The sequence below is a fragment of the Hymenobacter rubripertinctus genome (assembly GCF_003583925.1).
In the GTDB taxonomy this organism is placed as follows: domain Bacteria; phylum Bacteroidota; class Bacteroidia; order Cytophagales; family Hymenobacteraceae; genus Hymenobacter; species Hymenobacter rubripertinctus.
In genome coordinates, this window is the sequence record NZ_QYCN01000012.1 from 107,164 (window position 1) to 132,245 (window position 25,082).

A 25,082-nucleotide genomic window follows, 5' to 3' on the forward strand; every position below is an offset into this window, starting at 1 on the left:
GAGAATTAAGAGGGTAAAAGACGGGCACATAACCACCGCCAGGCCGGTGAGGTTCGGGGCAAAGCTACGGGGCAAACACCGGCCCGCCGGCGCCCGCTTACCCCGGCCCGACCGAGCCACCTAACAGTCAGCTGCTTACCCGGGTTCGATAACCTTGCGCAGACACTCGCAGTAAAGAAAGCTCAGCCGCCGGGTTCCGGGGGCTGCTTTTTTGTACCCGCTACATGCCAACTACCAATACTTCCTCACCGGCCGCCCCCTTGCAAGGCGGTATGGGAGCCGTGCCGCACGCCCGGGGCACCACGTTCCGGGTATGGGCCCCGGCGGCCACGGCCGTGGCCCTGGTAGGCCCGTTCAACCAGTGGAACTCCGCCACCCATCCCCTCACCCACGAAACCGACGGCTACTGGGCCGCCGATTTTGCCGACCTCGGCCCGGGCACCGAGTATAAGTTTCGCCTCATCACGCCCACCGGCGAGCTCACCAAGAACGACCCCTACGCCCGCGAAGTCACGCACTCGGCCGGCAACTCGGTGGTCCAGGACCCCCACTTCGACTGGGAGGACGACCACTTCCGGATGCCGGCCTGGAACGAGCTGGTGGTGTACGAGCTGCACGTGGGCACCTTTTACGCCCCCGACCCTTCCCGCCCCGGCACGTTCTACGACGCCATCGGGAAGCTGGATTACCTGCGCGAGCTGGGCATTAATGCGGTGGAGATTATGCCCGCCACTGAATTTCCGGGCAGCCTGAGCTGGGGCTACAACCCGGCCCACCCCTTCGCCATCGAAACCGACTACGGCGGGGCCACGGCCTTCAAGGAGTTCATCAAGCAGGCCCACCGCCGCGGCATGGCCGTGGTGCTGGACGTGGTCTACAACCACTTTGGCCCCGGCGACCTGGATTTGTGGCAGTTTGATGGCTGGCAGCAAAACGACGGGGGCGGCATCTACTTCTACAACGACTGGCGCGCCGAAACCCCCTGGGGCCACAACCGCCCCGACTACGGCCGCGAAGCCGTGCGCCGCTACATCCGCGACAATGCCCTGATGTGGCTGGAGGACTACCGCCTCGACGGGTTGCGCTGCGACGCCATTGCCCACATCCGTAACGTGAACGGCACCACCGACCCCGCCCACGACCTGCCCGACGGCTGGAATCTGATGAAGTGGATCAATGAGGAAGTGCGGGAGAAAATGCCCTGGAAAATTATGATTGCCGAGGATTTGCTCGGCGACGAGTTCATCACCCGCGCCCCGGAAGAGGGCGGCCAGGGCTTCTCCAGCCAGTGGGATGCCCGCTTCGTGTACCCCATCCGCGACGCGCTGGTAACGCCCGCCGATGCCGACCGCAACATGCACGCCGTGGCCCAAGCCGTGGCCCACGCCTACAACCACGACGCCTTCCAGCGGGTGGTGTACACCGAAAGCCACGACGAAGTAGCCAACGGCAAAGCCCGCGTACCGGAAGAAATTATGCCCGGCGCGGCGGCCTCCTGGTTTCCCAAAAAGCGCTCTACCCTGGGGGCGGCCCTGGTGCTCACAGTACCTGGCATTCCGATGATTTTCCAGGGCCAGCCCATGCTCGCCGACGGCTCGTTTTCCGACGACCGGCCCCTGAACTGGGACCGGGCCAGCGAGCATGCCGGCCTCGTGCGCCTCTACCACGATCTGATCCGGCTGCGCCGCAACCTCGACGGGCACACCCGCGGCCTGCTGGGCCAGCATGTGGAGGTGCACCACATCAACAACGACGACAAGCTGCTGGCCTTCATCCGCCGCGACCAGGGCGGCCCCGGCGATACGACGGTAGTCCTGTGCAATTTCGCCGACCGGGCCCACGAAAACTACCGCCTCGGCCTGCCCCGTAAGGGCCGCTGGCGCGTGCGCTTCAACTCCGACTGGGAAGGCTACGACCAGGAATTCGGCAACTTCGAGAGCGTCGACTGCCACGCCGAAGAGGGCATTTACGACGACCAGCCCTTCCACGGCACCTTCGGCCTGGCCCCGTACTCGGTACTCATTATCTCGCAGGAAGCATAGTTTGAGCGGCAAGTTGTCAGCCACAAGCGGTAAGCTGATGTTCAAACGTCAGCTTGCCGCTCCTGGGTTGCCACTCAGAAGAAAGCTTGTAGCTTGCAACTGACCTCCTGTAGCTCCATTTTTGATACTTCCTGCTCCTATGCCTCATTCCGTACCCGCTGCCCCTGCTCCTGCCGTTGCCCCCGATGCCTTGCTGGTTGAAGTTGCCTGGGAGGTCTGCAACCAGGTGGGCGGCATCTATACCGTGATCCGCAGCAAAGTGCCCGCCACCATGCAGGACTGGGGCGACCGGTACTGCTTGCTCGGGCCTTATTTTGCCCAGCAGGCCCAGAGCGAGTTTGAGCCCTACACCGATGCGCAGCTGGCGGACTTCACCGATCCGTTTGCCGGGGCCGTGCGCGCCATGCACGCCCTGGGATACGAGGTGCAGCTGGGCATCTGGCTCGTGACGGGCCGCCCCCGGGTGGTGCTCATCGATCCGTTCCAGGCGTATCCGCGCCTGCATCAGATCAAATCCGACCTCTGGGACCACCACCACATTCCGGTGCCCGAGCACGACGACCTGCTGCACCAGGTGGTGGCTTTTGGGGAGCTGACGAAGGTGTTTCTGAAGATTCTGGCCGCCGAAGTAACGCCGCCCCAGCGTCTGGTTGCCCATTTCCACGAGTGGATGACGGGCGTAGCCATTCCGGCCCTGCGCCGCGAGCAGGTGCCGGTCCACCTGGTGTTCACTACCCACGCCACGCTGCTGGGCCGCTACCTGGCCATGAACGACCCCAACTTCTACGACCACCTCATGCAGGTGGAGTGGCAGGCGGAGGCGCGCCACTTCAACATCGAGCCCGCCGTGACCATGGAGCGCGCCGCCGCCCACGGCAGCCACGTGTTCACGACGGTAAGCGAGCTGACGGTGCGCGAGTGCATCTACCTGCTCGACCGGATTCCGGACGCGGTGCTGCCCAACGGCCTCAACATCGAGCGGTTCGTGGCCCTGCACGAGTTCCAGAACCTGCACCAGCAGTACAAGAGCAAGATTCATGAGTTCGTGATGGCGCACTTCTTCCAGTCGTACTCTTTCAACCTCGATGAAACCCTCTACCTGTTCACGAGCGGGCGCTACGAATACCACAACAAGGGTTTCGACCTGACGCTGGAAGCGCTGGCCCGCCTCAACTACCGCCTCCAGCAAAGCGGCCTGGCCACCAACGTGGTCATGTTCTTCATCACCAAACGGCCGTTTCACAGCATCAACCCGCAGGTGCTGCAAAGCCGGGCCGTGCTGGAGGAAGTGCGCGAAACCTGCGCCGCCATCGAGCAGCAGGTGGGCGAACGGCTGTTCTACGCCGCCGCCGCCTCCGACGACCACCGCCTGCCCGACCTGAGCACCATGGTGGACGACTACTGGAAGCTGCGCTACCGCCGCACCCTGCAAAGCTGGAAAACCAAGGCCCTGCCGCCCGTTATCACCCACAACCTCGTCGACGATACCGACGACGACATTCTCAACTTCCTGCGCCGCTCCAACCTGGTGAACAACGAGCACGACCGGGTGAAAATCGTGTATCATCCCGACTTCGTGTCGCCTACCTCGCCTTTGTTCGGCATGGAGTACGGGCAATTCGTGCGGGGCTGCCACCTGGGCATTTTCCCGAGCTACTACGAACCCTGGGGCTACACCCCCCTCGAATGCGTGGCCCGCGGCGTACCAGCCATCACCAGCGACCTGTCGGGCTTCGGCGACTACGTGCTGCAGACCGTGCCCCACCACGAGGACAAAGGCATTTTTGTGGTCCAGCGCCAGGAAAAGAGCTTCGACGAAGCTGCCGAGGAGCTCACCGACATGCTTTGGGAATTCGTGCAGCTCAACCGTCGGGAGCGAATCATGCAGCGCAACAACGTGGAAAGCTCGGCCGAAATGTTCGACTGGAAAAACCTGCGCGTGCACTACGACCACGCCTACCAGCTGGCCCTGGAGCGGGGCTGAGTAGGGAGTAGGGTACGCGGAACCCGGGGCGGGAAGCCTTGCCGGCAAAACCRTCCATGAAACGCGTCCTCCCGCTGCTGTTGCTGCTGCTTGCTACTACGGCACTGGCCCGCGAATTCTGGCTGGCCCCGGCGCAGTTCTGGGTGGTGCCCGGCGCGGCCGTGTACCTGCGGCGGCTGGTGGGCGACAACTTCGCGGGCACCCCCTGGCCCGGCCGGAGCGCCCGCCTCACCGCGTTCCGCCACTACGCCCCCGGCCAGCCGCCCGCCGATTTGCTGACGGCCGCCGGCCCGGTCGCCGATACTATCCGGAGCACCGTAACGCTCGGCCAGCCCGGCACGCACCTGGTGGCGTTGCAAACCGACTACGCGCTGGTTACGCTGCCCGCCGACCAGTTTACGGCTTACCTGCACGAGCAGGGTTTCGGCTATGCCCTGGCCCAGCGCGCGCAGCGGGGCCAGACCGCCGCGCCCGGCCGCGAAGCCTACCGGCGCTGCGCCACTACGCTGGTGCAGGCCGGCGCTTATGCGGCCACCGATACGGCCCGCGCCTGGGGCCGGCCGGCGGGTTTGGCCCTGGAGCTGGTACCCGAGCAGAACCCGTACGGGCTGCGGCCGGGGGCCGCCCTCACGGTGCGGGTGCTGGCAGCGGGCCAGCCGGTGGCCGGGCTTTTGGTGCGGCTCTGGCAGCGCGGGGCGCGGGGCCCGGTTCTGCTCGGCAAGCTCCACAGTAACCAAAACGGCCGCGTCCTGTTACATTTGCCCACGGCCGGCAGCTACCTCATCAGTTGCGTGGAAATGGCATCGGCCCCGGCTGCCTCCGCAGCCCACTGGCACAGCACCTGGAGTACGCTCACCTTTGGCATCGCAGATAAAGAGCGTCCTTAGCCCCTAAAGGCACGCCGGTTTGTGGGCTTCATTAGAGGTTCACACCCGAATAGTTTTTTTGTTACCTTCGCAACTCCCATAATCACCGAACGACCTGCGGTATGAAGTACTCCATAGATAAAAAAGAAACCTACACGATAATCACGATTGACGAGAAGAAGCTCGACACGACTGTTGCGCCGGATCTGAAATCGGAGTTCGTGAAGCTCAACGCGGAGGGTATCAACAACTTAATCCTGGACCTGAGCAACGTAAAGTACACCGACTCGTCGGGCCTCAGCTCCATCCTGATTGCCAACCGCCTGTGCAACTCCACTGGCGGGCTGCTGGTGATGACGGGCCTCCAGGACCACGTGATGAAGCTCATCACCATCTCCAAACTGGAGTCGGTGCTCAATATTCTGCCCACGGTAGAAGAAGGCATCGACCGCATCTTCCTGCACGCCATCGAGCGGGACCTGACCAGCAAAGAGTAGCTTTTTTGAAAAGCTGTTAGCTGTTGGCTGTTAGCTGTTAGTTTTCAACTGATAGTTATCAGCCAGCAGCTTTTTCTTTTCCGCTCAAAAGCCTCGCAGCCGTCTTCGGAACATCTTTTCTCACCATCATAAAAAAGGCTAACGGCTAACAGCTGACAGCTAGCAGCTACATTTTGGAGTTTGAGCTGAAAATTCTGGGCAGTGCCTCGGCCACCCCGTTTCAGGACCGCCACCACACGGCCCAGGTGCTGACCGTGAACGGCACCCAGTACCTGATTGACTGCGGGGAAGGCACCCAGCGGCGGCTGATGGAGCAGAAAATCCGCCCCCAGCGCCTCCAGACCATTTTCATCAGCCATCTGCACGGCGACCATTTTTTCGGGCTTTTTGGGCTGCTGGGCACCATGAACCTGACGGGCCGCACCGAGCCGCTGCGCCTGTTCGGGCCGGCCGGGCTCGATGAAATCCTGACGACCCAGTTCCGGCACTCCCACTCCCACCTCAACTTCGACCTCGAGTTCACGGCCGTGGACACCACCCGGCACGCCCAGATTTTCGAGGACAAAAACCTGACGGTGCACACGCTGCCCATGCGCCACCGGGTGCCCTGCTGCGGCTACCTGTTCCGCGAAAAACCCAAGCGCCGCCGCCTGCTGGCCGACCAGCTCCCCGAGGGCCTCGCGCCCGCCCAGCTCGCGGCCCTTACCCTGGGCGAGGACGTGCTCGACGAAGCCGGCCAGCTGCTGGTGCCCAATGCCCGGGTTACCACCGAGCCCAAGCGCGCCCGCAGCTACGCCTTCTGCTCCGACACGCTCTACACCGAAAGCCTGGCCGACCTGGTGCACGGCGTGGATTTGCTCTACCACGAAGCCACTTTCCTGGACGATATGCGCGAGCGGGCCGCCGTAACGCACCACAGCACCGCCCGCCAGGCCGGCCTGCTGGCCCGCCGGGCCCAGGTGCAGCGCCTGCTCATCGGCCACTTCAGCAGCCGCTACCGCGACCTGGAGCCCCTGCTGGCCGAGGCCAAAACCCAGTTCGCCTGGACCAGCCTGGCCCTGGAAGGGCTGTCGTTTTCGGTGACCGAGTGAGGGTCAGCAGCCCTCCCTGTTCATTTCGATAAAGGAGCAATCCGGGGTATACCACTCACCTGTTCCAAGACCGTACCCCCGATTCCTTCTTCATCGGAATGACAAGTAGCGCGCCCCTTATGGCCAAAACCTTCGCCCACAAAAAGCAGCAGCTCTACCTCGTGCTCAGCGGTATTTTTATCGTGAATGCGCTGCTGGCCGAAATTATCGGGGTGAAGATTTTCTCGGTGGAAGCCGTGCTCGGGTTGCCCGGCAACCTCACGGCGGGCGTCATCATCTGGCCCGTAGTGTTCATCACTACCGACATCATCAACGAGTACTTCGGGCGAGCGGGCGTGCTGCGCGTGAGCTTCCTCACGGTGGGCCTGATTCTGTACGCCTTCCTCGTGATTCTGGCCACCACCAAACTGCCCCCGGCCCAGTTCTGGCTCGACGTAAACAGCCAGGATGCCGAAGGGCGGCCGTTCAATATTGAATTTGCCTACCAGCGCATTTTCCGGCAGGGACTGGGTATCATCATCGGCTCCGTTGTGGCCTTTATCATCGGGCAGGTGCTCGATGCCAGCGTGTTTCAATGGTTCCGGCGCGTGGCGGGCGGGCGCTACATCTGGCTGCGGGCCACTGGCTCCACCCTCATTTCCCAGCTCGTCGATTCGGTGGTGGTGCTGTTCGTGGCCTTTTATGTGTTCGGCAACTGGACGCTGGAACAGGTGCTGAGCGTAGCCAATACCAATTACTGGTATAAATTTGCGGCGGCCATCCTGCTCACGCCCGTCCTCTACCTCGCCCACTACGTCATCGACCGGTACCTGGGCCAGGAGGAAACCGAAGTGTTGCAGGAGCAGGCCGAAGCCGATGGGGCCGTATAACGCTGAGCTATTCGCTTACCGCTTCTGGCTACTAGCCGACCTTCTACTGATCATTCACTAAAAAGCTAATGGCTAACAGCTGTTAGCTAACAGCTCAAAATACATGTCCCGCATCCTTACCGGCATTCAGAGTACCGGCCGCCCCCACCTCGGCAACCTGCTCGGGGCCATCCTGCCCGCCATCGAGCTGTCGAAGAACCCGCAGAACCAGTCGCTGCTTTTCATTGCCGACCTGCACTCGCTCACGACGGTGCGCGACGCTGAGCTGCTGCGCCAGAACACCTACGCCGTGGCGGCGGCCTGGCTGGCCTGCGGTTTCGATACCGATAAGAACCTGCTCTACCGCCAGTCCGACGTGCCCCAGGTGACGGAGCTGGCCTGGTATCTGAGCTGCTTCACGCCCTTCCCGATGCTGGCCAACGCCCACAGCTTCAAGGATAAGAGCGACCGGCTTTCCGACGTGAATGCGGGCCTGTTCACCTACCCCGTGCTCATGGCGGCCGACATCCTGCTCTACGACGCCGACTCGGTGCCCGTGGGCAAGGACCAGGTGCAGCACCTGGAAATCACGCGCGACATTGCCGCAGCCTTCAACAGCCGCTACGGCGAAACCTTCGTGCTGCCCAAGCCCCGCGTGGATGAGCAGGTGATGCTCGTGCCCGGCCTTGATGGTCAGAAGATGAGCAAGAGCTACGGCAACATCATCGATATTTTCGTGGATGACAAGGCCCTGCTCAAAACCATCCGCAGCATCATCTCGGACAGCACGCCGCTGGAAGCGCCCAAAAACCCCGATACCGACACCACGTTCAAGCTGTTCTCCTTGGTGGCCGAGCCCGCCCAGGTGGAGGAAATGCGCCAGCACTACCTGAATGGCAACTACGGCTACGGCCACGCCAAACAGGCCCTGTTCGAGGCCATCCGCACCCGGTTTGCATCAGAGCGTGAGCAGTTCAACTTCTACATGAATAACCTGCCGGAAGTAGACCGCAAGCTGGCCGAAGGAGCCAGCAAAGCCCAGGCCTATGGCACCGAAGTCCTCAACAAAGTCCGCGAAAAAGTAGGCTACCTGAAACGGTAATTCGGTGAATGAGTGAAGTGTTGAATGGGTGAAAAAATGGTCAGGATGAAAGGGCCGCACTCATTCACTCATTCAATACGGTAGCCCGTCGATGTTGTGGGGTTGCTGCTGGTGGGAGAAGCTGAAGCCCAGCTTACTACCGCGGCTGACCTGCTGGTTTTCGAGTTTCTGCTTGACGGTAATTTTCTGGATTTCGCTCATGGGCGGGGCTACCAGGTCGTTATTGACGGCCGCAATCATGGCGCTTTCCACAAACAGGCGCAGGCTGTCGTCCGTCACGGGGCTGTCCGACATGTCGTTGTCGGGCAGTTCCAGTTGCTGGACGCCTTCGAGGAAGTAATGCCGGTCGATGTTGATGAGCAACCGGCCTACCAGGTAGCCCGGGTCGTTGAAGCGCTGGTATTTGATGCTGTCGGCCATAAAATTGTAGGCCATGATATGGCCGAAGAACCGCCGCCAGAAGTCGGCCTGCACATACTTGGTGGGCATGGGGCCGTAGTCGTCGGCGAAGGTGACGATGTTGGAGTGCAGCACGAATACCAGCAGGTCGCCGCTGAAGCGGATGTGGAATTCCATGTCGTTCACGGGCCGGTACTCAATCACTACCGACGAATCCACGGGCGTAATACGGCGGCTTAGCTCCACCACCAGCTCCTGCGACACGTGCCGGAGCAGATCGAACGTGGCTACGGTGCTGCGGTAGATGGCCTGTTTGGCCGATGATTTCTGCTGGAGGCCGTCAAAAATCTGGTCGAGCCGGTCGGTGGGGGAAGCAGCGGGGGCACCGGGGGCGTTGGGGCGGTTGCCGTCGGTATTGGGGGTACTGCCGATAGCAGGCTCCGTGTTGTTTTTCCGGGCTTTGGCGCGGGGCGCGGCTTGTTCGGCGGCAGCGGCGGGGCGGGCATCGGTGTGGGGCAATTCGTCTTCCATGCAGAATAMGGGGGTCGGAGGTAAGGTACCCGCCGGGCGCGCCGGTCAGGGGCAGCGGCGGAGCTGTATCTACGCAAAGTACGCCCCCGCGAGTTTTACAGCGCGGATGGCTGCTGGCCTGGCGGCGGCTCTTGGCTCACTGTTGAGCCAGTTCGGGCGGCGGCGGCAGCTCGGCCGCCACGGGCCAGCTGCTGCTGCGGAACGCTACCGTACGCAGCCCCTTGTGCGGAAAAGCAGTAGTCGGCGGTAGCTGCATCGGCCGGGCCGCCGGTTGCGCCAGCGCCTCCCCCACCGTGCGCACGGCCCCGGCGGGTACGGCGCGCGCCGCCAGCGCCGCCAGCAGCCCAGCTCCCGGCACTTCGGCCAGGCGGGCGCGCAGCAACTCTTCCAGCTCCTGGCGGTGCGCTACCCGGGCCGGATTGGTGCTGAACCGCGCATCGGTGGCCCACCCGGGCCGGGCCAGCACGGCGCAGAGCTGGCGAAACTGCCCATCGGAACCCACGGCCAGCAGGAGCCGCGTACCATCAGCGGCCCGGTATACGGTGCCGTAGGGCACAATGCTGGGGTGGCCCGAACCCAGCGGCTGCGGGTCGTGGCCCGTGACGAGGTACGTAGCCGCCTGATTGGCCAGCGAGGCCAGGGCGCTGTCGTGGAGGGAAACTTCGAGCAGGCTGCCGTGGCCGGTTCGTGCGCGCTGGTAGAGAGCCAGCAGCACTGCCTCTTTGAGTTGGTGGGCCGTAAGCACATCGAGCAGGGCCACCGGCATTTTCTGGGGCAGTTGGCCAGGACCGGGGGCATTCAGGTGCATGAAGCCGGTTTCGGCCTGGAGCACGGCGTCGTAGCCGGACCGGGGGCTGGCGGGGCCATAGCCGGTGATGGAGCCGTAAATCAGGCGCGGATTGCGGGCGGCCAGGGTGGCGTAATCGGCGCGGAGCTTTTCGGCGTCGCCGGGCTTGTAGCTGGTCAGCACGATGTCGGCGGTGGCGGCCAGCGCGTGCAGCTCCTGCTGACCGGCGGCGGTGGTCAGGTCGAGAATACGGCTGCGCTTGCCCCAGTTAGCGCTGCTGAAGTAAGCCGTAACGGTACTGTCGGCCGGCTCGGCGGCAGTGCGCCAGGTGCGGGTCACGTCGCCGGCCGGGGCTTCGAGCTTGAGCACGTCGGCACCCAGCTCGGCCAGAAACTGGCCTACCTGCGGCCCGGCCAGCACCGACGCCAGCTCCAGCACCCGTAGCCCGTGCAACGGTAATTCGGACATGAGAAGTGAGAAGTGAGAAGTGAGAAGTGAGAAGTGAGAAGTGAGAAGCGGTACGGAAATCCGGGTTTCAAAGAACGTCATTCCCCGGCTCCGCTCGGAATAACGTTCGTTCTCACACGTAACTTCTCACCTCTTATTTCAGATACCCCCGGTCGCGGAGGCCGGAGAGCGGATCGGGCAGACATTCCAGGCGGCCGTCGTGCAGCAGGTAAACTACGTCGCAGAGGGCCAGCACTTCGGCGTAACGGTGGTCGGTGAGCAGGATTCCTTTGCGCTGTTTTAGGTCGCGGATTACCTGGGCCAGCGCGTCGATGTGCACGGGCATGACGCCGGTGAAGGGCTCATCCAGGAGCGAGAAGGCCGTATTGGTGTGCAGCAGCAGCAGTACCTCCAGCAGCCGCGCGGTACCGCCCGACAGCTCGCCCACGGGCCGGTGCCGCTGTTCGAGCAGCTCCGGAAAGGCAGCCAGGGCCTGCTCAACATCAACGCCCAGCAGGCGGGCGGCCCCGGTGGCGGTAAGATGAGCGGGCAGCAGGGGCACCTGGGGCAGGTAACTGAGCAGTCCCGGCTGGCGGTAGGCCGGCACCACCCGTCGGCCATCCACGCGCACCGAGGCATCGGCCACCCGCTGGGTTCCGAACACGGCTTGGAGCAGGGTGGATTTACCGCAGCCATTGCGACCCAGCAGCCCCACCACCTGCCCCGTTGTTACGCGCAGATACACGTCCGACAGCAGCACGCGCCCGCCCAACGTGAGCTGAATTCCATCGGCCTCCAGCAAGTGGGGCGTTGAATTCCTCTCCATCAGGCCCATAGTTGATTCAGTAGGCCAACGAATGCCCCGAAGCCCACCGTATCGAGAACCAGCACCGGTGCCCACAGCTGCCCGGGCGAGAGGTGGAGGTTCCGAAAAAGCCAGTGCTGCTCCGGCCGCAGGCGCTGTCCCAGATAGGCCACGACCGGAAACGTGGCCAGCTTCATCAGAACAAGCCCCGGACCCAGCCGGGGTGGCCAGGGCGTATTCAGCAGGCCCGCTCCCAGCCAGGTAGCCCCCAGCACCACGGCCGAAAGCAGCGCGGTCTGGGGCAGTAGCAGTCGGTAGAACAGGGCCAGCGCCCGCAGATAGTTGAATAGCGTCATGATAGCAGCCGTGAAATCCGCTGCTCCAACGCGGCCGCAGGCGGATTAGTATGTCGGGGAGGCCGGCCGGTAGAATGGACAGTCCCACTCACGGCCCTACTAACGAAAAAACCCCTCACCACGAAGCGTAGTGAGGGGTTTTGGTGATCCCGCTGGGATTCGAACCCAGGACCCATACATTAAAAGTGTATTGCTCTACCAGCTGAGCTACAGAATCCTTTACTTTGCAACCGGCGTCGATTATTCGCTGATTGTGGCACAAAAGTAGAGGCCCAGACTTAACCGTGCAACTGTTTTGCGTAAAAAAGCCTTCCTTTTTTTCTTATTCCTGATGGTGGTTGCTCAACCTATTCAGGCCCAAAAAGTTAGTTTCGCGCTTCAAAAGGCGGATTCTCTGTTTCAGGCTGGTCAAGTGGCCCAGTCCTACCCCTGGTTCCGGCAGGCCCGGGAGCAGGATGGCATCCAATCGGCGCGGCAGTTGCTGCGCATGGCTTACATTCAGGAAACGCTGGGGCACTATCCGGCGGCACTCTACTACCTGAGCGTGGCCCAGGTCTGGCAGCCCCGGTATGGCACCTGGCGCAAGATGGTTGCCCTGGCTCAGGAGCACCGCCTGATTGGCTATCCTGATACCTGGCGGCAGAGCCTGCTCATTACCCTGCACCGGTACTATTACCGCCTGTTACAGGGTTCGTTGCTGCTGGCCATTGTGGGCGGAGCCGCCCTGCTGGCGCGCCGCCGCACCGCCGACCGGGCCTGGTGGGGCATTTATGCCGCTTACCTGGTCGGAATCGGGCTGTTTCTGAATCTGCTGGCTCCGGTTCGGGTAGGACTGGTAGCCCGCGCCCGCGCCCCCCTCATGGCCGGCCCCAGCGCCGGATCGGCCTGGCTGACCACGGCCGCCGCCGGCGACCGGTTTGAGGTGCGCGGCCACCAGGATATCTGGTACCGCGTGCAGTGGCAGGGCCGCGACGCCTACATCCGCCGCCCCGATCTGCTGGTAGTGGAGTAGCATATCCAGTTGCCAGTGTCCAGTTGCCAGTGTCCAGTTGCCAGTTCGTTCTCAACACTGGCAACTGAACACTGGACACGCTATAGGTTGAAGTCGGGCTCTTCCTTGCGAAAGTGCTTGAGCACGAGTTTGTCGGCCAGGCCGGGTAGTAGCTTGTTGAGCAGTACGGTGAGTTTGCCCTGGCCGGTAAGTACCAGGTCGCGGCGGCGCTGGACCACGGCCGTGAGCAGGTGCTGGGCCACTTCTGCGCTGCTCATCATCTGCTGCTCGTTGCGGGGCGACTCGCCCTGCGGGGAGCCATCGGCGGCCAGGGCCACGTTGCGGATGTTGGAGGCCGTGAAGCCGGGGCAGGCCAGCAGCACGTGTACGCCCTGGGGCAGCAGCTCGGTGCGCAGGGCTTCCAGAAACCCGTGCATGGCAAACTTGGAAGCCGAGTAGCCCGTGCGCCCCGGCAGCCCCCGGTAGCCGGCAATGCTGCTGATGCCCACAATCGAGCCCCTGACGGCCGTGATATGGGGCAGGGCAAACTTGGTGGCGTAAACCGTGCCGAAGAAATTGGTTTGCATCAGCTGGCGAATCACGTCCAGGTCGGCGTCGCGGAACAAGGCGCGCATACTGATGCCGGCGTTGTTGATGAGCACATCGAGGCGGCCGAAAGCGGTTACCGTTTCCTGCACGGCCCGCGCCGAATCCTGCTCCACGCCCACGTCGGCCCGGATGGTGAGGTGAACGATGCCGAGGCGCGTGAGTTCCCGGGCGGTTTCGCGAAGGCGCGCCTCATTGCGGCCCGTGATGGCCACCCGGGCTCCGGCCTGGCCAAAGGCCAGGGCCGTGGCCCGGCCAATGCCGGAGGTACCACCCGTAATGAGCACTACTTTATCTTTCATAATCCGGGGAAAATACGAGAAGGCCGAAGCCCTGCGTGAGGCCCGCAAACCTACGGCAAATTCCCCCGATCTGCCCGCGCGCTGCCCTGCTTGGCCGCCCGTAGCACCCGGCAAAACTATTCCTGTGCCTCGTAAAATCGCCCCCCCGGAAAGCGTATTTTGTCCCGGATTGCGGTTACCTTCGACCTTTGTCTTACGCCCGCTTCTATTCCGATTTATATGAACCAACCTGTACCCCTGCTCCGGGGTGGGAAAACCGGGTTTGCCACGGCCGTTCTGGCCCTGGTACTGCCGTTGTTTCCACTGCTGACGCAAGCCCAGAGCTGCCCGGCCGCTCCCAGTAATTGCACGCCCGGCAACGCGCCCACCGCAAATGTGGCCTACGGCATGGGTATTTTCAACGTGACCCTGGGCAGCCTCAACAATACCACCTCCGGGGCTCAGGAGGGCTACAAGGACTACTCCTGCACGCTGGCGGCGGCTACGCTGGCCGTGGGCACCGATGTACCGATCAGTATCCGGACCAACAACAACGCCGACGAAACCGTGCGGGTATGGGCCGACCTGAACAACGACGGCGTGTTCAACACCACCACCGAGCTGCTGTTCAGCTCCGATGCCAAGCGCCTGCACACCGGCACGGTGCGCCTGCCCGCTACCACCGTACCGGGCGTGCGCCTGCGCCTGCGCGTGGCCGCCGACTACGCCAACGCCCCCGTGCCGGCTCCCTGTTCTACCCCCCAGTATTCCCAGACCGAGGATTACGCCCTGATTGCCACCAGCAGCACCCAGACCCCGGTGGCCGACTTTCAGGCCGCCCCCACTCAAACCTGTTCCGGAGTGGTGCAGTTTACCGACCTGAGCCAGAACGGCCCCACCAGCTGGCTCTGGAACTTTGGCGACGGCACCACCAGCACCCTGCGCAGCCCTTCGCATTCCTACGCCACGGCGGGCACATTCACGGTGATGCTCACGGCTACCAACGCGGTGGGCAGCAGCTCGAAAACCCGCGCCAGCTACATCACCTACGACAACGTGGTGCCCGTGGCGGCTACCTGCACCCCGGCTACGGCGGCCTACTGCTGCGGCTACGGCATCACGCAGTTCACGCTGGGCAACTTCACCCAGGCGTCGGCCAACGGCCAGGTGGGCTACCAGGATTTCACCTGCTCCGGGAAGGCGGAAGTGACGGCTGGCAACCGCTATCCGGTGAGCCTGACTACCGGCCCGAGCAACCCCCAGGATACCCGTATATGGCTGGATGCCAACAACGACGGCATTTTTGGGGCCACCGAACTGCTCTACGAGGCCCTGAATACCACCAGCCCCGCCGGCACGCTCCAGATTCCGGCCACGGCCGTGCTCGATAAGCCGCTGCGCCTGCGGGTGATATCCGATTTCGTGGGTTCGGGCTTTACGGCCTGCGGCGGTATTCAGTACGGACAGGCCGAAGATTACACCCTCACGGTGCGCGTGAATGCGTTTCCGCCCACCCCGGAATTCACTTCCGATTACGTGGCCGGCAGCTGTCAGACCGGCATCCGCTTCACCGACCTGAGCCAGAACGGCCCCACCAGCTGGCGCTGGGATTTTGGCGACGGCACGACCAGTACCCTCCAGAACCCCACCCACACCTACGCCACCACCGGCACCTACACGGTAGCCCTGGCCGCCACCAATGCCTACGGCACGGCAACCAGCACCCGCGCCAACTACGTGGTCGTGACGGTGCCCTGCCTGCAATACTGCGCGGCCTCGGGCCTCAACTCGGCCTTCTGGATTACCAACGTCACCCTTACCACCCCCCAGTCGGCAGCCTTCGTCAACAACTCCGCGGCCGACGCCAACGGCTATGGCAACTACGCGGGCCAGGTGATGACCGTACGCCAGGGCCAGAACTCCACTCTCAGCGTAACGACCAACGCTGCTTTCCAACGCGTGACCAGCGTGTGGGTCGACTGGAACCGGGACGGCTTTTTCGCTACATCGGAACTGGTGTCCAATGCCATCAGCACCAACCCGGCCAGCATTGTGCTCACCGTACCGACCACCCAGGGGCTGGCCGGCATCACCCGCATGCGCATCATGGCCCGCCTCGACAACAACACGGCCGTGGCCTGCACGGGCACTCAGCCCCGCAACAACAGCGAGATTGAGGATTACAGCGTGCTGGTAGTACCCGTTACGGCCACCACGGCGGCCCTTTCGCTGCCCACGCTGGCCGTGTATCCCAACCCTACCCCCGACGGCCGGCTCCGGCTAACGGAAACCAGCGCCCCCGACACCTACACGGTGGAGGTGGAAAATGTGCTCGGAGCCCGCCTCTACCGGGGACAGCTTCGGCTGGGGGCCGGCCTGGAAACCAGCCTCGACCTGAGCCAGCTGCCCCGGGGCCTGTATGTGCTGCGCCTGCGCGGCACCCACGGCCAGAGCGCCGTGCGCCGCCTCGTGCGCGACTAATTTTCGTTGTCTTTGCTTTTTACGCCGGATCGCGCAGCGGTCCGGCCCTCTCTTTTCTTATTCTGATTTATGCACCCTCGTTTACTGCGTATTGGGTTTCTCGTGTTTTGGCTGGCACTGCTGGCCGGGGCGCGGCCAGCGGCGGCCACTCACCTGCTGGGAGGCGAAATGAACTATAAGTACCTCGATGCCAACGGCCCGGCCAGCGCCCCGTTTCGCTACCAGGTAACGGTACTGGTGTATCTGAACAAGGAAGCCGGCTCCGTTGCTCCCGACGGCCGGCCCAGCGTGGACATTTCCTTTTATAATAAGTCGCAGAGCGGGGCGCGCATTATGGTGGTAACGGTGCCGCGCACCAGCTTCGCGGAAGTGACGCCGCCTAGTCCGGTCAGCTGTACGCTGCCCAACAGCCAGCCGCCCCGCGTGACGCTGGCTAAGTACGTGACCATCGTCAATCTGCCGCTCTCGTTTGATGGCTACTACGCCGTGTACACGGACCTGGCGCGCAACGTGGACGTGACCAACCTCCAGAACCCGGGCAATACCAACCTGACCCTGTACACGGACATGGCCCCGCCGCTGTTGCCCAACACCTCCCCCGTTTTCTCCGATACGGCCGTGGCCGTCATCTGCCAGGGCGATACCAGCTTCATCCTCAACAACGCCTACGATGCCGACGGCGACCGGCTGATTTACTCCTTCGGCACGCCCTACCAGGGCCAGGCGCCCTTCGGTAATTTCACCCCGCCCCCGCCCTCGGTGGTGTATGCGTCGGGCTATAGCGCCACCCAGCCCTTCGGGCCGGGCAGCTATGCCGCCCTGAACGCCAGCACCGGCCTGAGCCAGTACGCGGCCCCCATGCAGGGCAAGTACGTGGTGGCCGTTGATGTGAAGGAGTACCGGACCATCAATGGCCGGGAGGTGCTCGTGGGCACTACCCGGCGCGACATTCAGCTGGTGTCGCGCCCCTGCCAGGCCAACCAGCCTCCGGTGTTCACCCCACCCTCAGTAGCGGTGAAAAATTACACCGTGGAAGAAGGCCGGCCCCTGAGCTTCAGCGTAACCGGCACCGACCCCGAAGGCAAGTCGCTGACCATGAAAGTGAGCAGCCCGCTGCTGGATGGCACCGGGCCGTTTGACTTCAGCGTAAACGGCAGCCAGGGTACCGTGCCGGTGAACAACCCGATTGGCAGCGTGAGTGTAACGGCCACGGCAAGCGTAACGGGCCAGTTTCAGTTCAACTCCCACTGCGGCGATGCCCGCGCCACGCCCTACGACGTGGTGGTAACCGTGACGGACAATACCTGCGGCAGCAAGAGCGTATCGGACGTGTTCCGCATTACCGTAACCCGGGCTGCCGGCCCCACCGGCATCGTGGGCGACTCCACGGTATGCGACCGGGGGCAGGTGCGCACTTATACCGCCACCGGCCCCGCCGCCAATACTTACCGCTGGACGGTGCGGGGCGGCACCATTCAGGGGCCGGCTACGGCCGGCAGCATCCAGGTGTTGTGGGGTAACAGCGCACTGGGCACCGTTACTTTACGGGGCGTTTCGGCCGTGGGCTGTCCCAGCGACTCGGTGTCACGCAGCATTACCTTCGACCAGGGTACGCTGAACGTGACCCCCAACGTGAGCATCTGCGCGGGGGCCTCCACCACCCTCACCGCCAGCGGCGGCCAGACCTACACCTGGACCGGCGGCGGCCAGACGTTCACCGGAGCCAGCATCACCGTTTCGCCGACCCAGACCACCACTTACACCGTCACCACCACCGGCACAACCTGCGTGCTGACCCGCCAGGTAACGGTGAGTGTGAATGCCGCGGGCATCGCCAACGCGGGGGCCAACCGCACCGTGTGCGTGGGCGAAACCACGATGCTCGGCGCGGCCGCCCTCACGGGCTACACCTACCAGTGGAGTCCGGCCACCGGCCTGAGCAGCGCCACCGCTGCCCAGCCCGTGTTTACGGCTGCCACCCCCGGCACCTACACGTTCACGCTTGTAGCCACGGCTCCGGGCAATTGCACGGCTACCAACACGGTAACGGTGACGGTGAACCCGGCCGCCGTAGCCAATGCCGGGGCCAATCAGGCCCTGTGCTCGGGCAGCGCCGTGACGCTGGGTTCGGCCGCCCTCACGGGCTACACATATCAGTGGAGCCCTGCTACCGGCTTGAGCAGCGCCACCTCTGCCCAGCCCACGCTCACGCTCGCCAACACCACCAACGCGCCCATCACGGCTACCTACACGCTCACGGCCACCACGGTCCAGGGCTGCGCGGCCACCAGCACCGTAACGGTGACGGTGAACCCGGCCGCCGTAGCCAATGCCGGGGCCAATCAGGCCCTGTGCTCGGGCAGCGCCGTGACGCTGGGTTCGGCCGCCCTCACGGGCTACACCTATCAGTGGAGCCCGGCCACCGGCCTGAGCAGCAGCACTACGGCCCAGCCCACGCTCACGCTCGCCAACACCACCAACGCGCCCATCACGGCTACCTACACGCTCACGGCCACCACGGCCCAGGGCTGCGCGGCCACCAGCACCGTAACGGTGACGGTGAACCCGGCCGCCGTAGCCAACGCCGGGGCCAGCCGGGCCATTTGTTCGGGCGAAACCACGATGCTCGGCGCGGCTGCTCTCGCGGGCTACATCTACCAGTGGAGCCCGGCCACTGGCCTGAGCAGCAGCACTACGGCCCAGCCAACGCTCACGCTTGCCAATACCACCAACGCGCCCATCACGGCTACCTACACGCTCACGGCCACCACGGTCCAGGGCTGCGCGGCCACCAGCACCGTAACGGTGACGGTGAACCCGGCCGCCGTAGCCAACGCTGGGGCCAGCCGGGCCATTTGTTCGGGCGAAACCACGACACTCGGCGCGGCCGCCCTCACGGGCTACACCTATCAGTGGAGCCCGGCTACCGGGCTGAGCAGCCCCACCGCTGCCCAGCCGGTAGTTAACCGGGTGAATTCCGGCCCGACGCCCATCACGTACACCTACACGCTCACGGTCACCACGGCCCAAGGATGCGCGGCCACCAGCACGGTTGCCGTCACCATCAACCCGGCCGCCGTGGCCAACGCCGGGGCCGATGCCGCGCTGTGCGACGGCCAGCAGCGGACCATCGGTTCGGCCGCCCTCACGGGCTACACCTACCAGTGGAGCCCTGCTACCGGCCTGAGCAGCAGCACCGCCGCCCAGCCCGTGTTTACGGGCCGCAATACCACCGCCACGCCCCTCACCCTGACCTACGTGCTCACGGCCACCACGGCCCAGGGCTGCGCGGCCACCAGCACGGTACGCCTGACGGTGAACCCCCGCCCCGCCCCCGACAGCATCCGGGGCTCGGTTTCGGTCTGCCCCACGGTACAGGGCGTGGCCTATAGCATTCTGAACCCCACCAACACCGCCTACCAGTGGCAAGTAACAGGCGGCACCATTGCCAGCGGCCAGGGCACCCCTGCCATTACCGTAAACTGGGGCGCGGCTACCCCCAACGCCTCGGTGCGGGCCTTCCAGTTCAACTCCTTTGGCTGCTCCTCCGATACCATTGCCCTGCCGGTGCGGGTGAATCAGCAGCTGGCCACGGCCCGGCCCACCGGCCCGCTGCGCGTCTGCCTCGCCGACGGCCCTTTCACTTACCAGACGCCCTACACCAACGGCTCGGTTTATGGCTGGCAGATTGTGGGCGGCACCCAGATCAGCTCTACTCAGTCTTCGGTTCAGATTCGCTTTACCCAGCCCGGCATTGCTAAGCTGGTCGTAACCGAATCGAGCAACCCGGCCGGCGGTGTCTGCCGGGGCCAGAGCGATACGCTCTACGTGACGGTGCTGCCTTCACCGGCCACCACGCTGGCCGTAGCCGGCCCCGACCGGGTGTGTGCCAACAGCGGCAACCTCACCTTCACGCTGCCCGGAGCCGCCAATTCGGCCTACCTCTTCACCCTGAACGGGGCAACCGTAACCGGCACCGGCACAACCGTAACGCTGCCCGTGCCGCCCGTGAGCGCCACGCCATACACGCTCACCATCCGCGAAACCAATGCCAGCGGCTGCGCGGGTCCGCTCTACACCAAAACGTTCCTGGTAGTACCGGCCCTGGCCATTGCCGGTCCGGCCAGCTACTGCCCCGAGACCCGCACGGGGCTGCGCTTCACGGTGCCTACCTACACCGGCAGCCAGCTACAGTGGACGGCCCCCGGGGCGACCATTACGGCCGGCCAGGGCACTAACACCGTGACCCTCGATGTACCGGCGGGCACCACTACCGTTACGCTGAGCGTAGCCGACGCCAACCCCGCCGTCCGGAGCTGCGCGGCCACCTTCACCCTCCGGCCCGATAACGCCGCCGTGGCCCTGAGTACCGCTTCGGTAGAAGCGGCCAGCCAGGACCGCAGCATCACGCTGGCCCTGGCCGTGCCCAATAATACTGGCAACGGCAACCGGGTCCAGATTCTGCGGCGCGACGCGGGCAGCACTGCCGCCTACGTGGCCGTGGGCAACGTGGCCAACACGGCTGCCACCTTCACCGATACCGGCGTGGATGCCGATGCCCGCGCCTACCAGTACCGCCTCGACCTGACCAACGCCTGCGGCACCGTGCTCAGCAGCCAGGAGCACACCACCATCCTGACCAAGGCCGCCGCCACCGAAAGCTCCGACACCCGCCTCCCCGGCCAGGTGAAGGTGAGCTGGACGGCTTACCAGGGCTTCGCGGTGAAGGAGTACCGCATCAGCCGGGTGGCCGATAACGGCACGGCCGAATTGGTGGCGACGGTAAGCGGCACCACCCTCAGCCTGGAGCAAACCAGCAGCACGGCCGGTTTCAGCCAGTGCTTCCGGGTGCAGGCAGTGAGTACCGATGCCACCGCCCGCGCGGCTTTCTCGAACGACGCCTGCGTATCGTTCGACAACAAGCTGGGCTTCTACAACATCATCACGCCCAACGGCGACGGCAAGAACGATTTTCTCGTCATCGACAACGTGCAGCTCTACCCCAGCAATACGCTCACCGTGTACAGCCGCTGGGGCAAGCAGCTGTACGAAACCCGCAACTACCGCAACACCTTCGGCGGCGAAGGGTGCAGCCCGGGCATGTACTACTACCTCTTCAAGCTCGATAACGGCACCAGCTACAAGGGTTGGTTCGAGATTACCCGCTAGCGAATACTGACTTACCCTGAAAGGGCCGTTCGGAGCTTCCGAGCGGCTCTTTTGCTTTACCGGCTTCGTACCTTCTGTGGTGCGGCCCCTGGCCGTCCGACCAGGTTCCAGGGCGTGGCACCACCCCTGCTTACCACCGCTCACAAAATCCGCGCAATCCCGAAAATCCGCGGCAATCCGTGATTACCTTTGTGCCCGTGAGGAAATCCGTTAAAAACATCCCCGCGGAGCTGCTCCGCGAAGTCGAAATTACCAACATGGTGGCCGAGGGCAAGTGCCTGGTGCGCCGCGAGAATCTGGTGATATTCGTGACCCAGGTAGCGCCCGGCGACGTGGTGGACCTGCGCGTGACCAAGGCCAAGAAGAACTTTCTGGAGGCCGTGCCCACCAAGTTTCATAAGTATTCCGAGCTGCGCGTAACGCCGTTCTGCGAGCATTTCGGCACCTGCGGGGGCTGCAAGTGGCAGCACTTGGGCTACGAAACCCAACTCAAGTTCAAGCACCAGCAGGTGGCCGACACCTTGCAACGCATCGGCAAAGTGGCCCTACCCGAAATCCTGCCCATCACGCCCTCGCCCGACCAGACCTATTACCGCAACAAGCTGGAATACACCTTCAGCCACAACGGCTGGCTGACCAACGAGCAGATTGCCAGCGGCCACGATTACGAGCGGCGCGTGCTGGGCTTCCACACCCCCGGCCGCTTCGATAAGATTCTGGACGTGAACCACTGCTGGCTCCAACCCGACCCGAGCAACCAGATTCGGCTGGCGGTGCGCGACTATGCCCTGGAGCACGAGCTGCCCTTCAACAACCTCGTGACCCAGGAGGGCTTTTTGCGCAACCTCATCATCCGGACGGCCAACACCGGCGACCTGATGGTGATTTTGCAGTGCTACTACGCCCACGACGCGCTGGTGCCGCTACTGGATTTCCTGGCCGAGCGGTTCCCGCAAATCACCTCCCTCAACTACGTGCTCAACGAAAAGGGCAACGAAACCTTCAACGACCTGGAGGTGGTCTGCTACCGGGGCGAGCCACACATCCACGAGGAAATGGAAGGCCTGCGCTTCCGCGTGGGGCCAAAATCGTTCTACCAAACCAACTCGGAGGGCGCCTACAACCTCTATAAAATCACCCGCGACTTCGCCCAGCTTACCGGCTCGGAACTGGTGTACGACCTCTACACCGGGGCCGGCACCATTGCCAACTTCGTGGCCCGGCAGGCCCGGCACGTGGTGGGCGTCGAGTACGTGGAGTCGGCGGTACAGGACGCCTACCTCAACTCCGAAATCAACGGCACGACCAACACCGAGTTCTACGCCGGCGACATGAAGGACGTGCTCAACGCCGAGTTCATTGCCAAGCACGGCCGCCCCGACGTCGTCATCACCGACCCGCCCCGCGCCGGCATGCACCCCGACGTGGTGGCCCGCCTGCTCGAAATGCGCGCCCCCCGCATCGTCTACGTCAGCTGCAACCCCGCCACCCAGGCCCGGGATTTGGAGCTACTGGATGAAGCGTACAGCGTGGTGAAAGTGCAGCCCGTGGATATGTTCCCGCACACCCACCACATGGAGAACGTGGTGCTGCTGGAGTTGCGGTAACCACCTATCATCCTGAGCGGAGCGAAGGACCTTATCACGCTCAGACATGTCGTTGCTATGTCCTACTATGTGTACATCACTACAAACCCAGCGAGGAAAGTTTTGTACATCGGCATTACCAACGACCTTGCAAATCGAATGGCTCAGCACTATGCTAATCGTGGTTCAGCCCAAACTTTTGCAGGCAAGTACTTCTGTTATAATCTGATCTACTTTGAAGAGCATCAGAATAGCAAAGCTGCTATTGCCCGTGAGAAGGAATTGAAGGGCTGGACGCGAGCAAAGAAAGAAGCATTGATTGCAGTTGACAACTCTAACTGGGTCTTTCTAGAAACGTGAATATTTACCTGTCATCCTGAGCGGAGCGAAGGACCTTATCACGCTTGAACGTATCGTTTACACGTGATAAGGTCCTTCGCTCCGCTCAGGATGACAGATGTACACCATACCACATGGACTACACCAACGACCCCGAACTGAACGGCAAATACCTCGGCACCATCACCAAGGATTTCGCCACCGTGTCCGATACGCTCAGCGAAGCCTCGTCGCAAATCCGCAAGCGCGACATTTCGAAGTACCCCATCTTCGTGTTTGCCCGCCAGGAAGTACCACTGGGCGGCCTGCTGGTAAATGCCGATGAAATGGACCTGGAGTGGCACGTTTTCGCCAGCTACCTGGAGTTGTTTGTGCAGCAGGGCATCATCAGCGAAGAAGGCATCGAAGCCTTCCAAAGCACCTACCGCGACGCCAATGAGTACTGCTGCCTGTTCGTGCTCGACGAGGAGTTTACCAACTTCGTATATATCCCCTACCCGGAAGACTAAATCACAGATGTTGCTGATGTTGCTGATGAAAAAGGATTCGTTCTGACGCTGGATTTGTTCGACAATCAAATTTGCTGACTTCAGAAATCTGTCGTTGAACGAATCTACTAGCAGAACGAATCCATTTTCATCTGCAACATCTGCAACATCTGTGATTAAAAATGGCTAAACCCCTGCGCCTTCAACGGCACAGGCTGGCCGGCTTTGGTGATGAGGTTGGCCCCTTCGCTCTTGTCCACCATGTGGCCGATGATGGTGATGTCGGGGTGGTTTTTGAGCTTGGCGTGGTCGGCGAGCGGGACGGTGAACAGCAGCTCGTAGTCTTCGCCGCCGTTGAGCATGCACATGATGGGGTCGAGGTTGAATTCTTCGGCCACTTCCAGCGTGGGGTTGGCAATGGGCAGGTTCTCGGTGAAGATGCGCGCGCCGGTGCCGCTGGCCTGGCAGAGGTGGAGCACCTCGGAAGCCAGCCCGTCGGATACGTCAATCATGCTGGTGGGCGTCACGCCCAGGTCGCGCAGCTCGTGGATGACGTCCATGCGGGCCTCGGGACGGAGCTGGCGCTGGAGCACGTAGGGATACTTATCCAGTTCAGGCTGGGTTTCGGGGTCGGCCTGCCAGGCCAGTTTTTCGCGCTCCAGCACCTGCAAGCCTAAGTAGGCCCCGCCCAGGTCGCCGGTTACGCAGAGCAAATCGTTGGGGCCAGCCCCGCTGCGGCGCACAGCCTGGCCGGCCTCGGCCTGGCCCAGGGCCGTAATGCTGATGGTGAGGCCGGCGCGGCTGCCGGTAGTGTCGCCGCCCACTAAGTCCACGTTGTAGGCTTCGCAGGCCAGCTTTACGCCTTCGAAGAGCTCTTCCACGGCTTCCACCGTGAAGCGGGCCGGAATGCTGACCGCCACCACAATCTGGGTGGGCAAGGCATTCATAGCGGCAATGTCGGACACGTTCACGGCCACGGCTTTGTAGCCCAGGTGCTTAAGGGGGCAGAACGTAAGGTCGAAATGCACGCCTTCCACCAATAAGTCGGTGCTGATGACGAGCTCCTGCCCGGCGGCCGGAGCCAGAATGGCCGCGTCGTCGCCGATGCCGAGGATGGTACTGGGTTGGGTGAGCTGCACGGTTTCCTGAATCCGACGGATCAGGCCGAACTCACCTACTTGGTCAAGGGGCGTCATAGTAATCACGGAGTATGTTGATTGCTCACTGATTTCGCTGATTCGGACGGCGCGGGTCCGTTGCCAACGAGTAGGCACAAAGGTAAGGTCCCCAAAGACAAGTGCCGCACCAGCTGCTTGCCTGGCCCCTCCCCCCTGCCAACCAGAACAAAAGAGGCCGCCCGTATAGGGCGGCCTCTTTGTTTATCCT

Annotated in this window: 19 protein-coding genes and 1 tRNA gene; 13 read left to right on the forward strand and 7 right to left on the reverse strand. The window is 63.2% G+C overall.

The annotated features are described in order from the left end of the window. Positions 1-224 precede the first annotated feature (224 nt). The 7 genes from D0T11_RS09740 (at position 225) to trpS (ending at position 8,430) form a co-directional block, all read left to right on the forward strand. On the forward strand, positions 225-2,042 hold the full coding sequence (locus D0T11_RS09740) for an alpha-amylase family glycosyl hydrolase (RefSeq protein ID WP_245990712.1): 1,818 nt from the start codon (positions 225-227) through the stop codon (positions 2,040-2,042). Positions 2,043-2,181: 139 nt separating this feature from the next. Further along, on the forward strand, positions 2,182-4,026 hold the full coding sequence (locus tag D0T11_RS09745) for a glycosyltransferase (RefSeq protein WP_119655600.1): 1,845 nt from the start codon (positions 2,182-2,184) through the stop codon (positions 4,024-4,026). A gap of 56 nt (positions 4,027-4,082) precedes the next feature. Continuing rightward, on the forward strand, positions 4,083-4,913 hold the full coding sequence (locus D0T11_RS09750) for a DUF4198 domain-containing protein (RefSeq protein WP_119655601.1): 831 nt from the start codon (positions 4,083-4,085) through the stop codon (positions 4,911-4,913). 101 nt (positions 4,914-5,014) lie between these two features. After that, a complete protein-coding gene (locus D0T11_RS09755; protein ID WP_119655602.1) occupies positions 5,015-5,389 on the forward strand; it encodes an STAS domain-containing protein in 375 nt (124 codons plus the stop codon). A 173-nt stretch (positions 5,390-5,562) separates the two neighbouring features. After that, positions 5,563-6,480, forward strand: coding sequence for a ribonuclease Z (locus D0T11_RS09760; protein ID WP_119655603.1), 918 nt, complete (start codon positions 5,563-5,565; stop codon positions 6,478-6,480). A gap of 119 nt (positions 6,481-6,599) precedes the next feature. After that, positions 6,600-7,349 (forward strand): queuosine precursor transporter, encoded by a 750-nt coding sequence (locus D0T11_RS09765; RefSeq protein ID WP_119655604.1) that lies wholly within the window; start codon positions 6,600-6,602, stop codon positions 7,347-7,349. A gap of 103 nt (positions 7,350-7,452) precedes the next feature. Further along, positions 7,453-8,430 (forward strand): tryptophan--tRNA ligase, encoded by a 978-nt coding sequence (trpS, locus tag D0T11_RS09770; protein WP_119655605.1) that lies wholly within the window; start codon positions 7,453-7,455, stop codon positions 8,428-8,430. 72 nt (positions 8,431-8,502) lie between these two features. Here the strand turns inward: trpS and D0T11_RS09775 are convergent, their stop codons facing one another. The 5 genes from D0T11_RS09775 to D0T11_RS09795 form a co-directional block, all read right to left on the reverse strand. Further along, complete coding sequence (locus D0T11_RS09775) at positions 8,503-9,360, reverse strand: hypothetical protein (RefSeq protein ID WP_245990714.1); 858 nt, start codon at positions 9,358-9,360, stop codon at positions 8,503-8,505. A 136-nt stretch (positions 9,361-9,496) separates the two neighbouring features. Next, on the reverse strand, positions 9,497-10,615 hold the full coding sequence (locus tag D0T11_RS09780; protein WP_119655606.1) for a CaiB/BaiF CoA transferase family protein: 1,119 nt from the start codon (positions 10,613-10,615) through the stop codon (positions 9,497-9,499). 133 nt (positions 10,616-10,748) lie between these two features. Continuing rightward, the gene (locus D0T11_RS09785; protein ID WP_182888324.1) at positions 10,749-11,420 is read right to left on the reverse strand and encodes an ATP-binding cassette domain-containing protein; all 672 of its coding nucleotides are present in this window, start codon (positions 11,418-11,420) and stop codon (positions 10,749-10,751) included. After that, positions 11,420-11,755, reverse strand: a complete 336-nt coding sequence (locus D0T11_RS09790; RefSeq protein WP_119655608.1) for a hypothetical protein — start codon at positions 11,753-11,755, stop codon at positions 11,420-11,422. Before D0T11_RS09790 ends, D0T11_RS09785 begins: the two co-directional genes overlap by 1 nt. Before the next feature lie 141 nt (positions 11,756-11,896). Continuing rightward, positions 11,897-11,972 (reverse strand) — tRNA-Lys (locus D0T11_RS09795). Positions 11,973-12,167: 195 nt separating this feature from the next. On the opposite strand from D0T11_RS09795, the gene D0T11_RS09800 reads away from it, so the two are divergent. After that, positions 12,168-12,767 carry an SH3 domain-containing protein gene (locus tag D0T11_RS09800; RefSeq protein ID WP_147374595.1) on the forward strand — a complete coding sequence of 200 codons (600 nt, stop codon included), beginning with the start codon at positions 12,168-12,170 and terminating at the stop codon, positions 12,765-12,767. A gap of 80 nt (positions 12,768-12,847) precedes the next feature. Here the strand turns inward: D0T11_RS09800 and D0T11_RS09805 are convergent, their stop codons facing one another. Beyond that, entirely contained in the window at positions 12,848-13,654 is an 807-nt protein-coding gene (locus D0T11_RS09805) for an SDR family oxidoreductase (RefSeq protein WP_119655610.1), read from the reverse strand. A 219-nt stretch (positions 13,655-13,873) separates the two neighbouring features. Here D0T11_RS09805 and D0T11_RS23455 point away from each other — a divergent pair, with 219 nt between their 5' ends. The 5 genes from D0T11_RS23455 to D0T11_RS09830 all read left to right on the forward strand — a co-directional run bounded on the left by D0T11_RS23455 (position 13,874) and on the right by D0T11_RS09830 (position 23,717). After that, entirely contained in the window at positions 13,874-16,114 is a 2,241-nt protein-coding gene (locus D0T11_RS23455; RefSeq protein WP_119655611.1) for a GEVED domain-containing protein, read from the forward strand. A 69-nt stretch (positions 16,115-16,183) separates the two neighbouring features. Further along, on the forward strand, positions 16,184-21,283 hold the full coding sequence (locus D0T11_RS09815) for a T9SS type B sorting domain-containing protein (protein WP_147374596.1): 5,100 nt from the start codon (positions 16,184-16,186) through the stop codon (positions 21,281-21,283). 197 nt (positions 21,284-21,480) lie between these two features. Beyond that, entirely contained in the window at positions 21,481-22,890 is a 1,410-nt protein-coding gene (gene rlmD, locus D0T11_RS09820; protein ID WP_182888325.1) for a 23S rRNA (uracil(1939)-C(5))-methyltransferase RlmD, read from the forward strand. Between the two features lie 57 nt (positions 22,891-22,947). Then, on the forward strand, positions 22,948-23,229 hold the full coding sequence (locus D0T11_RS09825) for a GIY-YIG nuclease family protein (RefSeq protein ID WP_119655613.1): 282 nt from the start codon (positions 22,948-22,950) through the stop codon (positions 23,227-23,229). A gap of 113 nt (positions 23,230-23,342) precedes the next feature. After that, entirely contained in the window at positions 23,343-23,717 is a 375-nt protein-coding gene (locus D0T11_RS09830) for a hypothetical protein (protein WP_119655614.1), read from the forward strand. A gap of 155 nt (positions 23,718-23,872) precedes the next feature. On the opposite strand, the gene thiL is transcribed toward D0T11_RS09830, so the two are convergent. Further along, positions 23,873-24,892 (reverse strand): thiamine-phosphate kinase, encoded by a 1,020-nt coding sequence (thiL, locus tag D0T11_RS09835; protein ID WP_119655615.1) that lies wholly within the window; start codon positions 24,890-24,892, stop codon positions 23,873-23,875. Between the last annotated feature and the right edge of the window lie 190 nt (positions 24,893-25,082).